Source organism: Streptomyces sp. ATCC 21386 (genome assembly GCF_018728545.1).
Taxonomy (GTDB): Bacteria; Actinomycetota; Actinomycetes; order Streptomycetales; family Streptomycetaceae; genus Streptomyces.
This window is the reverse complement of sequence record NZ_JAAVVL010000001.1, coordinates 3863109-3876594: the sequence shown is the minus strand read 5'-3', so window position 1 is coordinate 3876594 and position 13486 is coordinate 3863109. Positions and strand designations below refer to the sequence as shown.

At 72.2% G+C, this 13486-nt stretch carries 12 protein-coding genes; 6 read left to right on the top strand and 6 right to left on the bottom strand.

The features are described 5' to 3' along the window. Positions 1-98: 98 nt before the first annotated feature. Positions 99-1517: a HEAT repeat domain-containing protein gene (locus GWK25_RS16960; RefSeq protein WP_215451038.1), complete on the bottom strand. Its 1419-nt coding sequence runs from the start codon at positions 1515-1517 to the stop codon at positions 99-101. Between the two features lie 302 nt (positions 1518-1819). Next, positions 1820-2212, bottom strand: coding sequence for an ankyrin repeat domain-containing protein (locus tag GWK25_RS16955; protein WP_215451037.1), 393 nt, complete (start codon positions 2210-2212; stop codon positions 1820-1822). A 271-nt stretch (positions 2213-2483) separates the two neighbouring features. On the opposite strand from GWK25_RS16955, the gene GWK25_RS16950 reads away from it, so the two are divergent. Beyond that, entirely contained in the window at positions 2484-2678 is a 195-nt protein-coding gene (locus GWK25_RS16950) for a hypothetical protein (RefSeq protein ID WP_005485586.1), read from the top strand. A gap of 37 nt (positions 2679-2715) precedes the next feature. Further along, positions 2716-4266, top strand: coding sequence for a hypothetical protein (locus GWK25_RS16945; RefSeq protein ID WP_215451036.1), 1551 nt, complete (start codon positions 2716-2718; stop codon positions 4264-4266). A gap of 124 nt (positions 4267-4390) precedes the next feature. On the opposite strand, the gene GWK25_RS16940 is transcribed toward GWK25_RS16945, so the two are convergent. Continuing rightward, positions 4391-5890: a PLP-dependent aminotransferase family protein gene (locus GWK25_RS16940; protein WP_215451035.1), complete on the bottom strand. Its 1500-nt coding sequence runs from the start codon at positions 5888-5890 to the stop codon at positions 4391-4393. Positions 5891-6080: 190 nt separating this feature from the next. Here GWK25_RS16940 and GWK25_RS16935 point away from each other — a divergent pair, with 190 nt between their 5' ends. The 4 genes from GWK25_RS16935 (at position 6081) to GWK25_RS16920 (ending at position 9515) form a co-directional block, all read left to right on the top strand. Further along, a complete protein-coding gene (locus GWK25_RS16935) occupies positions 6081-6701 on the top strand; it encodes a YitT family protein (RefSeq protein ID WP_215457402.1) in 621 nt (206 codons plus the stop codon). Continuing rightward, the gene (locus tag GWK25_RS16930) at positions 6698-7465 is read left to right on the top strand and encodes a glycerophosphodiester phosphodiesterase (protein ID WP_215451034.1); all 768 of its coding nucleotides are present in this window, start codon (positions 6698-6700) and stop codon (positions 7463-7465) included. Before GWK25_RS16935 ends, GWK25_RS16930 begins: the two co-directional genes overlap by 4 nt. 41 nt (positions 7466-7506) lie before the next feature. Continuing rightward, entirely contained in the window at positions 7507-8862 is a 1356-nt protein-coding gene (locus tag GWK25_RS16925; RefSeq protein ID WP_215451033.1) for an MFS transporter, read from the top strand. A gap of 278 nt (positions 8863-9140) precedes the next feature. Further along, entirely contained in the window at positions 9141-9515 is a 375-nt protein-coding gene (locus GWK25_RS16920; RefSeq protein WP_003977404.1) for an RNA polymerase-binding protein RbpA, read from the top strand. Positions 9516-9806: 291 nt separating this feature from the next. Here the strand turns inward: GWK25_RS16920 and fxsA are convergent, their stop codons facing one another. The 3 genes from fxsA to GWK25_RS16905 form a co-directional block, all read right to left on the bottom strand. Further along, on the bottom strand, positions 9807-10421 hold the full coding sequence (fxsA, locus tag GWK25_RS16915) for an FxsA family membrane protein (RefSeq protein ID WP_215451032.1): 615 nt from the start codon (positions 10419-10421) through the stop codon (positions 9807-9809). Positions 10422-10467: 46 nt separating this feature from the next. Then, on the bottom strand, positions 10468-11265 hold the full coding sequence (locus GWK25_RS16910) for a polyprenol monophosphomannose synthase (RefSeq protein WP_215451031.1): 798 nt from the start codon (positions 11263-11265) through the stop codon (positions 10468-10470). A 598-nt stretch (positions 11266-11863) separates the two neighbouring features. Continuing rightward, positions 11864-13468, bottom strand: coding sequence for an amidohydrolase (locus GWK25_RS16905; RefSeq protein ID WP_215451030.1), 1605 nt, complete (start codon positions 13466-13468; stop codon positions 11864-11866). Between the last annotated feature and the right edge of the window lie 18 nt (positions 13469-13486).

Genomic DNA, 13486 nt, shown 5'->3' with positions numbered 1-13486 from the left:
GATCTTTCCGCGCGGGGAACGTCCCATGAGCGTTGCGCTGCACACCTGTCCAGGTCAGGCCGTGTCCATGCCCGCCTGATCTCCGGGTCACCCCGTGTTCACATTGCGGGCATGTCAGGACCGATTCGGCTGCGTACGGCTGTCTGGACGTCGTCCTCCTCGGCCGGATCGGCGGCGAGCCGGCGGAGCTGGTCGACGACGCGGGCGTCTCCCGTCTCGGCGTGCCGGGCGGCGATCTCGCGGGTGGTCTCCTCGCAGTCCCAGAGGCACTCGACGGCGAAGCCGGCGGCGAAGGAGGGGTCGGTGGCGGCTAGCGCGCGAGCGGCGCGGCCGCGGAGGTGGGAGGAGGCGGTCTCGCGGTAGATGTGGCGCAGGACGGGCGCGGCGCAGACGATGCCGAGGCGTCCGGTGCCGTCGACGAGCGTCCACAGGGTCGGCGCGTCCGGTCCCTCGCCGCGTACGGCCTCGCGCAACGCGCCCAGCACCAGGTCGCTGTCCTTGGTCCCGCCGAGACAGGCGAGCATGCGTCCGGCGGCGGCGCCCAGGGGATCGGGCCGGTGCACCCAGCCGCGTGCCCGGTCGACGGCGGCCATACTGCGCATCCGTTCGAAGGCGTCGACGGCGGCCTCCACGACCATCGTCGTGCCGTCGGTCACGGCGCCCTCGATCAGGTCGAGGGCGTCGGGATCGTTGCCGTCGGCGAGGTAGCGCAAGGCGGTGCAGCGGGCGCCGTCGTCGCCCGACCGCGCGGCGGAGAGGATCTCGGGCCGGTCCTCGGGGCCGGCGACGGCGGTCAGACACCGCGCCGCGGGCACATGGAGGACCGCTCCCCGTTCGATGCCCTGCTGCGCCCATTCGAAGACGGCCTTGACACTCCACCCGGGCCGGGGCCCGCTGGGTCGCATCTGCCGCTGCCAGCGGTCGAAACAGCCGGTCTCGTGGGCGGCGCGCACGCGGGTGGCGATCGCCTCGCGGGGGTCGTCGGCCCACAGCCGCCAGGGCCGGGGTTCGAAGGCGTCACGGACGGCGACGGCCAGCTCGGCCTCACCCTCCGGATCGGTGGCGAAACGGGCCAGGACGGGTTCGGCGAGGGAGCGCAGCCCCTCGTCGTCGTCCCTGAGGGCCAGCTCGTCCAGGGCCCAGGCCCAGCTGGTGCCCACGGCGGCGTACCTGCGCAGCAGTTCGAGCGCGTCCCGCCTGCCGTACGAGGCGAGGTGCCCGAGGACCGCGAGGGCCAGCCCGGTGCGTGACTCGTCGGTGTCGAGCAGGTCCTCGGCGTCGAAGAGGTGCCGCTCGATCTCGTCGAGCTCACCACTCAGGTCGAGGTAGAGACGGGCGTAGTAGAGCGAGCGGTTCTCCACCTGCCAGTCGTGGCGGGGGTCGCTCAGCACACAGTGGTTCAGCGCCGCGAGCGCCTCGGCCCGCGGGGCGGTGAGCGCGTGCAGGGTGCCGTCGCCGCGGCCCCTCTGCAGCAGGCCGAGCAGCGTACCGCTGGGCGCTATGACCGGTTCGAACATGGGAAACAGCCTCACATCAAGCGTCGACGCAACCGGGAATCCTGCATTACCTGGCCGCGTGACCACACGTCGGAGCGCCCGCCGTCTCTTGCTTGCTGAAGACCATCTTCCTCTGCCTCTCGTCGGTGGCCCATGCGGACCGCATCACGGCCCACGCGGTGCGGCAACACCTGCCCAGCCATCATGTCCGTGAATCACGACGTCATGATGACCCGGCGGTTCTCGCTGCCGCGACCGAAATATCCGGCGGCCCCGTACCGCCTCCCCCGTCTTTCGTGTTTTTCCTGGTCAGAACATGTTGATCAGTGTGCCGCGAACAGTTCGAGCAGATGTGTCCTGCCGAACATCCGGGCGGTGTCGACCGCGTTCGGAGTGCCCGCGGCCGGGTCGGCCCCGCCGTCCAGGAGGACCTGGATGACGCTCTCCTCGCCCTTGAAGACCGCCCCGGCGAGGGGAGTCTGACCGCGGTCGTTGACACGGTCGGCCTCCCCGCCGCGGGCCAGGAGGGCCCGGACTGCGTCGGCGTGACCGTGGTACGCGGCGAGCATCACGAGGGAGTCGCCGCGGTCGTTGGTGAGATCGGCCGGAACACCCGCGTCGACGTACGCCACGAGCGCCTCGGTCTCGCCCCTGCGGGCCAGATCGAAGATCTTGGTCGCCAGCTCCACGACCTCGGGGTCGGGGGCTTCACTCATCGCCGGGACCACCTCTCACATACACGCCTCGAGCCGAACGGGTGAATCGCCAGGGTACTGGCTCGACGCACACATCAGCGGACAGAGTCGAGGCAAAGATCACACCGAGTCCCGTCGCGCGCAACAGCCCAGCTCGGACGGCCCAACCTGGATTCGGCCATCAGGGCGAATTCCATCGGATTTCACCCATATGCACCTTTTATCGTATGGATACATCCTGTGACCTTGGAAGAACTCATGGTGACTGTCCCCATCAACCAGGAGAGCCCAAATGATCCTGAACATCTCAGGCGTCGTCCTGCTCGGCGTCATCGTCTTCCTGTTCTTCCGCAAGGACGGCCTGAAGGCGTCGCACTGCATCGTCGTCACGCTCTTCGGCTTCTACCTCGCCAGCACGGGCATCGCCCCGAGCATCACAGCGGGCGGCGAGAGCCTCGCGAGCCTCCTCGGCGGGATCAAGTTCTGACCCCGCCCCCATCCGCACGCACCCCCAGGAGAGAGCCGTGGCCCGGGTCCCCCTCCCCCGCATTCTGAGCACCGGTGGCGCGCACCTCGCCAGGAGCCGGGAGCTGGCCCGGACGGCGGCCGACGGCGCCACCGACGTCCTCCACCCGTTGATCACGATCACGCGTGGACTGCGCCGGCTGGTCGCCGCCGGGCGCCGCAGATGGGCCGAGACCCCGAAGGACCGTCGTGGGTCACTGCTCTTCCTCGCGGCCTCGATCGTCCTGGTTGTGACCCTGGTGCCGTACGGCCTGCTGCTCGCCGTCATCGCCCTGATGGCGGCGGCAGCCTGGGCGGGCCGCGAGGGCGCCGTCGCCGAGCCCGTCGGCCCGGACGAGTCCCAGACCCAGCGACTGCGCTCCCTCTACGAGGCCCTGGTCCCCTACTTCTCGGCCTCCGAGGACCCCGAGCCTCTCTACGCGCATGGCGGCGCCTGGGACAAGGCCTTCCCCACGTACGCCTTCGACGGCACGGGCCGGATCTGCCACCTGCTGATCCGCTACCCCGCCTACTTCACGGACGGCGAGGCGGAGGCCCGCGCACGCGTCGAGCAGCTGCTGCACACCAAGGCGGGCCGCGGCCGCGAGTACCGCTTCACCTGGGACGAGGAGGGCAACGAGCTCACCGTCGCCGTCCTCCCCCCGCTCGCCACCGACATCACCGCCCAGCGCTTCGTGACGGCACCGGGCGAGACGGTCCTCGGTTTCACCGACGAGAGTCACGTCCAGCGCACGCTCCCCCTCTCCTCCGGCGAGGAGCAGCGGGACGCGCCGCCGGTCGTCTGGCGGACCGGCGTCCGCTCCACCGAGCCTCATCTGCTGGCCGTGGGCGAGCCCGGCAGCGGCACCACGACCCTGCTCCGCTCGATCGCCCTCCAGGCGCTCCAGCACGGCGACGTCGTCATCGTCGAGGGCGGCGGCAGCGGCGAGTACGCGTGCCTGGCCGGCCGTGACGGGGTCCTCGCGGTGGAGAGCGGGATCTCCGGGGCCCTGGCGAGCCTGGAGTGGGCGTCCCAGGAGACGGAGCGCCGGCTGATCGCCACGAACCGTGCCCGTCAGGCGGGGCTTCCGGCGCCGGACGACATCCGTCGGCCCCTGTGGCTCCTCCTCGACCGCCCCACCGTGCTCACTCACCTCGCCGCGGCCGAGGGCCGGCCCGACCCGCAGTCCCTCCTCCAGATCCCCCTCAGGCACGGCCGCGCGGTCGACGTCACTGTCGTGATCACCGAACAGTTCGACCACCTGGACGCCCTCACGGAGGTGGTACGGCAGCACACGCGCGCGCGTGTCGTGCTGGGCCCCGCCTCCCCCGGCCAGGTCGAGACGGTCCTGGGCGCCGCACCCCCCACGACGCCCACCCCGGACATGCCCCCGGGCCGCGGCTACGCCCGCCTGGGCCCCGCCCCGGCCCTCCGCCTCCAGGTCCCGACCACTCCCGACCCGTACGACGACACCACCCCCGAGGCCCACCGCCAGGCGGTGCTGGACCTGCTCCCGCCCCACACCACCCTGGCGGACGCCCTCACCAAGGCCGCCCCGGCGGAGGGATGAGCGGGACGGATCGAACGGACGGACCGAGCGGACGGACCGAGCGGACGGATCGAACGGACGCGTGAGCCGAGGGAGGAGCCTGAGGGGATGAGCCGCCGCGCACCCGCCGACCGAATCCGAACCCTCACGCCACGAACGTCCGCGGCCCCTCGCTCCCGCCCGACGCCCCGTCCCGCACCAACCGCGCCGCAGCCGCCAGCCGCACCGCCGCCTCCTCGGCCACCGCTCCCCCCACGGTGAACGGCAGCCGCACATACCCCTCGAACGCCCCGTCCACCCCGAACCGGGGTCCGGAGGGCACCCGGACCCCCACCCGCTCCCCCACCTCCGCGAGCCGCGACCCGGAGAGCCCGCCGGTGCGGACCCACAACGTCAGTCCGCCCCGGGGCTCCGAGAACTCCCAGTCGGGCAGCTCACGGCGCACCGCGGCCACCAGAGCATCCCGGTTCTCCCGGGCCTGCTCCCGGCGCACCCCCACGGCCTGCGCCCAACCCCCGGTACTCATCAGCCAGTTCACGGCCAACTGCTCCAACACCGGCGTCCCCAGGTCCGCGTACGCCCGGGCCGCGACCAGACTCCGGATCACATCCGGAGCCGCCCGCACCCACCCGATCCGCATCCCCGCCCAGAACGCCTTGCTGGCGGACCCGACCGTGATCACCGTGGACCCCGCCGGATCGAAGGCGCACACGGGCCGCGGCATCTCCACGTCGTCGTCGAGCCACAGCTCGCTCATCGTCTCGTCGGCGACCAGCACCGTCCCGGCGCCCCGAGCCGCGTCGACGAGCCCCCGCCGCCGGTCCTCGTCGGCGAGCGCCCCGGTCGGGTTGTGGAAGTCGGCGACGACGTACGCCAGTCGGGGCGCGGCGTCCCGCAGCACCTGCCGCCACCGGTCCATGTCCCACCCGGCGAGCCCGTCCGCCATGGCGACCGGCACCAGCCGCGCCCCCGCCTCCCGCATCAGCTGGAGGATGTTGGCGTACGACGGCGACTCCACCGCGATCCGCTCACCCCGCCCGGCGAACAGATGGCAGATGGCGTCCATCGCCCCCATGGCACCGGTGGTGACCATGATCTGCTCGGGCATCGTCGGGATGCCGCGCGCGGTGTACCGGTCGGCGAGCATGGAGCGCAGGGCGGGCAGCCCCGCCGGGTAGTCGCCGTGCGTGTGGGCGTAGGGCGGCAGTTCCTCCAACGCGCCCCGCACCGCCCGGGTGAGCCAGGGCTCGGGCGCGGGCAGGGCGGCGCACCCCAGGTCGATCATCGATCCGAGGGCCTCGGGCGGCAGCGGCTCCAGACCCCGCGCGGGCAACGGGTTCCCCGCCGGCACCGCCGTCCAACTGCCCGCGCCCCGCCGGGACTCCAGGAACCCCTCCGTGCGCAGCGCCTCATAGGCCGCCGCGACGGTCGTACGGCTCACCGAGAGGGAGAGCGCAAGCTCGCGCTCGGCGGGCAGCCGGGCCGCGACGGGCACACGGCCCTCCAGCACCAGCAGACGGATCCCGTCGGCGAGCGCGCGGTAGGCGGGCGGGCGGCGGGTGCCGGGGCCGGCGGGGCGCTCCTGCTGCGAGGTGAGCAGCCGGGCGAGCTGGGCCGCACCGACCGCCGAAGTCCACTGCGCCATGATTCCAGTCCACCTTCCGCGAATTGGCCATGGAAGCCATCTCTCTCCAAGCCACAGAGTGTCATGCGTCAGGCCACCGGCACCACCAGGGGGGAACGTCTTGCCCACACAGCACGAACCGCGGTCCGAACCGCAGCAGGACACACGGCAGGACGGACGGGAGGCCGCTCACCCGCATCGGGGGCGCCGACTGGTCCAGCTCTACACCGGGCTCGCGCTGTACGGCGCCAGCTCCGCGCTCCTCGTACGGGCGGGACTCGGCCTGGAGCCCTGGAACGTCCTCCACCAGGGCCTGGCTGAGCTGACCGGGCTGACCATCGGGGTGGTGTCGATCGTCGTGGGCGCGGCGGTGCTGCTCCTGTGGATCCCGCTCCGTCAGCGCCCGGGACTCGGCACGGTCTCCAACGTCTTCGTGGTGGGCATCGCGATGGACGCCACCCTGGCGCTGGTACCGGAGGCGCACACCCTGGCCGTACGGATACCCCTGCTGGCCGCCGGGATCGTGCTCAACGGCGCGGCGACCGGCCTCTACATCGCGGCCCGCTTCGGCCCGGGCCCGCGTGACGGCCTGATGACGGGGCTGCACCGGCGCACCGGGCGCTCGCTGCGGCTGATGCGGACGGCCGTGGAGGTCGCGGTGCTGGCCACCGGCTTCGCCCTCGGCGGCACGGTCGGGGTGGGCACCCTTCTCTACGCCCTCTGCATAGGGCCCCTCGCCCAGCTCTTCCTGCGTGTGTTCGCCGTGCCCTCGGAATCCGGCAGCACGGTCGTTGCCACCGGTCCATCGAAGCGGGCGATACTTCCCGGGTGACCGCCCTCATACGCCACCCCTACCTCGACCACCCGGGCCCGATCGCCTTCGCCCACCGGGGCGGGGCGGCCGACGGCCTGGAGAACACCACGGCCCAGTTCCGGCGGGCCGTGGAGGCGGGCTACCGCTACATCGAGACCGACGTCCACGCCACGCTCGACGGCAAGCTCGTCGCCTTCCACGACTCGACCCTGGACCGGATGACCGACGGGGCGGGCCGGATAGCCGATCTGCCGTGGAGGGAGATCAGCGGCGCGCGTGTGGCGGGCGTCGAGCCGGTCCCCCTCTTCGAGGCACTGCTCGAAGAGTTCCCCGACGTCCGCTGGAACGTGGACGTCAAGGCGGAGCCCGCGCTGCACCCGCTGCTCAATCTGATCGCCCGCACGGAATCCTGGGACCGGGTCTGCGTCGGCTCCTTCTCCGAGTCCCGGGTGGCCCGCGCCCAGCGCCTGGCCGGTCCGCGCCTGGCCACCTCGTACGGCACGAGCGGCGTACTGGGGCTGCGGCTGCGCTCGTGGGGCGTCCCCGCCACGGTGCGCCGCTCGGCGGTCGCGGCGCAGGTGCCCGAGTCGCACGCCGGGGTGCCCGTGGTCGACCACCGGTTCGTGCGCGCGGCCCACGCACGTGGGCTGCAGGTGCACGTCTGGACCGTGAACGAACCGCAACGTATGCACCGACTGCTGGACCTGGGCGTCGATGGCATCATGACCGATCACATCGACACGCTGCGCAAGGTGCTTGAGGACCGGGGGACCTGGGTCTGACGCCCTCGCGCGGCCCGTTCACGGGGAAGCGAGGGGCACGGGTGGGCACCGACACCGTGCGGACGGACGCGGCAGACGACGCCGCGGGCAGACGGCGCGAACAACGCGGCTGGTACTTCTACGACTGGGCCTGCTCCGTCTACTCGACCAGCGTCCTGACCGTGTTCCTCGGCCCTTATCTGACCGAGGTCGCCAAGTCCGCCGCCGACGCGGACGGCTACGTCCATCCGCTGGGCATACCGGTCCGCGCCGGCTCCTTCTTCGCGTACTCGGTGTCCCTGTCGGTGATCCTCGCCGTGGTGATCATGCCGCTGGTGGGCGCGGCCGCCGACCGTACGGGCCGCAAGAAGCCGCTGCTGGCCGCGACCGCCTACGTCGGCGCCGCCGCGACCGCGGGGATGTTCTTCCTGGACGGCGACCGCTATCTGCTCGGCGGTGTCCTGCTGGTCGTGGCGAACGCGGCGCAGTCCGTGGCGATGATGCTCTACAACTCCTACCTGCCGCAGATCGCGCCGCCCGAGGAACGCGACGCCGTCTCCTCCCGGGGCTGGGCCTTCGGCTACGCGGCCGGCTCCCTGGTCCTGGTCGGGAACCTGGTCCTCTTCACCGCCCACGAGTCCTTCGGCATCTCCGAGGGCATGGCGGTCCGCATCTGCCTGGCCTCGGCCGGCCTGTGGTGGGGCGCCTTCACCCTGATCCCGCTGAACCGTCTGCGTGACCGGCGCCGCCCGGCCGGCGAGTCCGCGGGAGCGACGGCCCCGGGACTGCGTCAACTGGCGGCGACCGTCCGTGACATGCGGCGCCACCCGCTGACCCTGAGCTTCCTCCTCGCCTACCTCGTCTACAACGACGGCATCCAGACGGTGATCTCCCAGGCCTCGGTGTACGGCTCCGAGGAGCTCGACCTGGAGCAGTCCACGCTCATCGTGGCCGTGCTGCTGGTGCAGATCCTGGCGGTGGGGGGCGCCCTCGGCATGGGCCGGCTCTCCCGGCGCTACGGCGCCAAGCGCACCATCCTCGGTTCCCTGGTCGCCTGGACCCTGATCCTCGCCGCCGGATACTTCCTCCCGGCGAGTGCCCCGCTGTGGTTCTTCGTCCTCGCCTCGGGCATCGGCCTGGTCCTCGGCGGCAGCCAGGCCCTGTCCCGCTCTCTCTTCTCCCACCTGGTCCCATCGGGCAAGGAGGCCGAGTACTTCGCCGCGTACGAGATGAGCGACCGCGGAATGAGCTGGCTGGGCCCGCTGCTGTTCGGCGTGACCTACCAGCTGACCGGAAGTTATCGGGACGCGATCATCTCGCTGGTGGCCTTCTTCGTCCTGGGCTTCGCCCTGCTCACGAGGGTTCCGGTGCGCCGGGCGATCAGTGACGCGGGCAATCCCGTGCCGGACAGGATTTAGCGCCGGAAGCGAAAGGGCTGTAGTGTACGCGTTTGGCCTGCCAGGCGTACCGTTACTGCGCGTCAAAGATGCCGAAACGCTGTGTCACATCTGCTGCCAGATGTGACAAACCGGGCGCCGGTGGGTACTGAATTGGTTGACAAGGCTGCGGCTACGACGGCGACGCAGGACCCGGAACGGGACACGGAACGGGAATCTTTACCGCCGACCGGACGTTGACCGGATGACGACGACAGCGACACCTGTCCTGTGGGCGACAAGCCCGGGAGGCACGATTCATGAGTGAGCGAGCTCTTCGCGGCACGCGCCTCGTGGTGACCAGCTACGAGACGGACCGCGGCATCGACTTGGCTCCGCGCCAGGCCGTGGAGTACGCATGCGAGAAGGGGCACCGCTTCGAGATGCCCTTCTCGGTCGAGGCGGAGATTCCGCCGGAGTGGGAGTGCAAGGTCTGCGGGGCCCAGGCACTCCTCGTGGACGGCGACGGCCCTGAGGAGAAGAAGGCCAAGCCCGCGCGTACGCATTGGGACATGCTGATGGAGCGGCGCACCCGTGAGGAACTCGAAGAGGTCCTCGAAGAGCGCCTGGCGGTTCTCCGCTCCGGCGCGATGAACATCGCGGTACATCCGCGAGACAGCCGCAAGTCCGCGTAACCCCTCCGGGGCCGGGCGGACCGACAGCGCAACCGATGACCGCGAGCGCCGTACGAACTTGTACGGCGCCCGCGGTCTTTGACGTGCGATGTGCGTGGTGCGTGGTGGTGCGATGTCGGGTGCGGGTGGGTGGGGGCTTCTCGCGCAGTTCCCCGCGCCCCTGAAAAAGCGGGGCTGCGCCCCTGCTTTTTCGGCCCCGAGGGCCTAAGGCCCTTAAGGGGCGCGGGGAGCTGAGCGATCAGCCCCCACAGGACCCGCGGATGGGGGTCATAGGGGCGCAGCTCACGCGTCTCAGCGACTCAGCGGCGGACGCGGCGGCAGGTCTCCGGAACCCCCGGCACCCCCGGAGCCCTCGTCGTTCCGGATGACCTCCCCCTGCACGACCTTGCCGTCGGGCCGGTGCATCCGCGCCTGCTGGAAGGCGTCCCCGAGAGAACCCGAACTCGCCTCACGGATCTTCCGCTCGAAGGTCCGCTCCGTGTAGCGCCCCAACGCCCTCTGCACCGGCGGGATCAACAGCACCAGCCCCACCGCGTCCGAGACCAGCCCGGGCAGCATGAGCAGCAGGCCGCCCAGCATCAGGAAGCCGTTGCCCTCGCTTTTTCCGGAGCCGGAGGCGGAGCCGGATCCGGGCCCCCCGGCCGCCGCCCCGCCCTGCTGCTGTTGCAGCGTCTCGGACAGCACGCGGAACGCCCGCCGCCCGGCCCGCTTCACCACGGCCGAGCCGCCGGCGAAGCCGGCCACGAGCAGCAGGAAGACCGTGAACCCGCCGGCCGCGCCCGCGACCACCGTGAGCAACCAGATCTCCAGCACCAGCCATGCGGCGACGCCCAGCGGCAGGAACGTGCGCAGCCGGGAACGCCGGGGCCGGGCAGAGTGGGTCGAGGACGGAACGCCAGTCGTCATGCTCCCAGTGTGCCTGGACCCGGCTCAGCACGGGATAAGGGGATGATCAGGGCTTTCGGTCGTCCCGCCCCAGCACCTTGCCGACCCGCTCCCCCACGCCCCACGCCGTGACCCGCCAGAGCGCCTCGACGAGGATGTCACGGCTCATCTTGGAGTCGCCCAGTTCGCGCTCGACGAAGGTGATGGGCACCTCGACCACGTGGTAGCCCGCCTTGATCGCGCGGCGGGCGAGGTCGACCTGGAAGCAGTACCCCTGGGAGGCGACCTCGTCGAGGCCGAGCCCTTCGAGGGTCTCGCGGCGGAACGCCCGGTAGCCGCCGGTGACGTCACGCACGGGGACGTCGAGCAGCACCCGGGAGTAGAGGCTGCCGCCGCGGGAGATGAACTCGCGGGATCTGGGCCAGTTCACCACGCGCCCGCCCGGCACCCAGCGGGAACCGAGGACGAGGTCGGCGCCCTTGAGCGCGGTGAGCAGCCGGGGCAGCTCCTCGGGCTGGTGCGAGCCGTCGGCGTCCATCTCGATGAGGACGCCGTAGCCGTTCTCCATGCCCCAGCGGAAGCCCGCGAGATAGGCCGCGCCGAGCCCCTCCTTGCCCTTGCGGTGCAGCACCTGGACCTGGTCGTCCTCGACGGCCAGTTCGTCGGCGAGCTTGCCGGTGCCGTCGGGGCTGTTGTCGTCGGCCACCAGGACGTGCGCCTCGGGAACGGCCTTGCGCACCCGGCCCACGATCGCCTTGATGTTCTCCGCCTCGTTGTAGGTCGGGATGATCACCAAGGCCGTGCCGAGCGGGCCGAACCGCCTCTCCTGGCCTTGAGCCGCGAGGGTCCCGTCGCCGTCGTTCACTGCTGCCCCTTCAAGTCCTCCGTACGCAGGGGACCACCATAGTGGCCGCGGCCTGCAATGGAGTGTCGGCCGGTGTCCAGAGGGGTGTCGATTCAACAGGAGGTGTGCGGGAGCGCGCTCTGCGTAGCCCGTGCGCCGCCACAGCGGACCTCGTACCGTCCTGCGAGGCGGCGGGCGGAGCGGGAAGTCACCCGCGACGGATGGGGGCCCGACGCCCTTCGGGCCGACCTGGGGCCCGCTGGCTGCGGGTCGACCGAAAGCCGTTGTCTACTGAGCGTCCGGGCCCCACCCGGGTCGCACCTACCCGACCGGGCCGGAACGTTCCCTCGCCGGAGCGCGGACCCTGGGCCTGGCTCCCAGTGATGGTGCGCCGGTGCGGCGCACCGCCCCTGACCCAGCGGCGCTTCGACGACCGCGCGGAAGTTCCCCGGTCGGACGTCCGGTGGTGGACCCGGCAGAACCTACCCGCCCCCTGGCGCCAACTGTCAACCACCGTTTGACCTGCGAAGATTGCCTCCCACGCCTGGTGGGAGGGGAGGATGCGCAGGTCGCGCGGTGCCCCGGCGAGCCATGATCGGCTCCGCGTCCTCCCGGGAGATCACTCGCCCGGCCGTACGAAAACCGTGCGCCCCGCGACCACGGTCCGCAGACAGACGGGCAGGTCGGAGCCGGGGCTCAGGTCGGGCAGGCCGGGGGTGCCGGAACGGGGATCGGTGGACCAGCGGGCGACGCGGTCGTCGGGGGCCTGGACGACGAGGTCGCCGGTGTGCCACACCGCGTAGTCCGCGGGAGCGCCCGGCACGAGGACGCCCGCGTCGTCGCGTCCGATCGCCCGCCAGCCGCCCCGTGTGTGCGCTGTGAACGCGGCGCGCACCGAGACCCGGTGCTCCGGCGTGCGGTGGAAGGCCGCCGCCCGGACGGTGCCCCAGGGGTCGAGAGCCGTGACCGGACTGTCGGAGCCGAACGCCAGGGGCACCCCGGCCCGCAGCAGCGCCGCGAACGGGTTCAGGGTGCGGGCACGGTCGACACCCAGCCGCTGGGCGTACATGCCCTCCTCCCCGCCCCACAGCGCGTCGAACGCGGGCTGGACGGAAGCGGTCAGGCCGAGTTCGGCGAACGCGGCGACGGTGTCCGGGGTGAGCATCTCGGCGTGCTCGACCCGGTGCCGGGCAGCCCGTACCCGGGCCAGGCCGACCTTCTCGGCTGCCGCCCGCACCCCCTCGACCACCGAGGCCACCGCGGCGTCCCCGATGGCGTGGAAGCCCGCCTGGAGGCCCGCCTCGGTGCAGGCGACCACGTGGGCGGCGACGGCGCCGGCGTCCAGGTAGGCCGTGCCGGTGTGGTCGGCGTCGGCGTACGGCTCGTGCAGGCACGCCGTGTGCGAGCCGAGGGCGCCGTCGACGAAGAGGTCGCCGGCGGCGCCGATCGCGCCGAGGGCGCGCGCCTTCTCCACGTCGCGCTCCGCCCAGTAGCCGACGACGCGCGGGCCGGGCTCCTCTGCGGAGAGCCGCAGCAGCCCTGTGAAGTCGTCCTCGGAGGAGATCTCGGGGCCCGCGCACTCATGGAGCGAGCCGATGCCGAGGGAGGCGGCGTGGGCGAGGGCGGCGCGCTGGGCCTCGATGCGCTGGGCGGGGGTGATGGCGCCGAGCGCGGTGGCGCGTACGGCGTGGTGGGCGTCGCGGGTGAGCGGGCCGTCCTCGAAGGCGTCGGCGCCGGTGACCAGGTCCAGCAGGGCGGTGGTGACGACGGCCGAGTGGACGTCGATCCGGCTCAGGTAGAGCGGGCGCCCGCCGGTGGCCTCGTCGAGTTCGGCGCGGGTCGGGGGGCGGCCCCCGGGCCAGCGGGCGGCGTCCCAGCCGTGGCCGAGGAGGACGCGGTCGGCGGGTCGGGCGGCGGCGAATTCCCGTACGAGAACGAGCGCGGCCTCCAGGGAGGGTGCGGCGGTGAGGTCGAGGCCGGTGAGCGCGAGGCCGGTGGCGGTCGTGTGCACATGGGCGTCGGTGAACGCCGGGGTGACCAGGGCACCTTCGAGATCGACCACCTCGTCGACGCCGGCCGCGAAGGCGTCGGCGGCGCCCTCGGAGCCGACCCAGGCGATCTGGCCGTGCTCCACGACCATCGCGGTGGCGAACGGGTCGGCGGGGCTGTGGACTTCTCCACCGCGGAGCAACACGGTGTTCGACGGGGCGGTGCGATCGCTCATGGGGACAGTCTCGCGTGC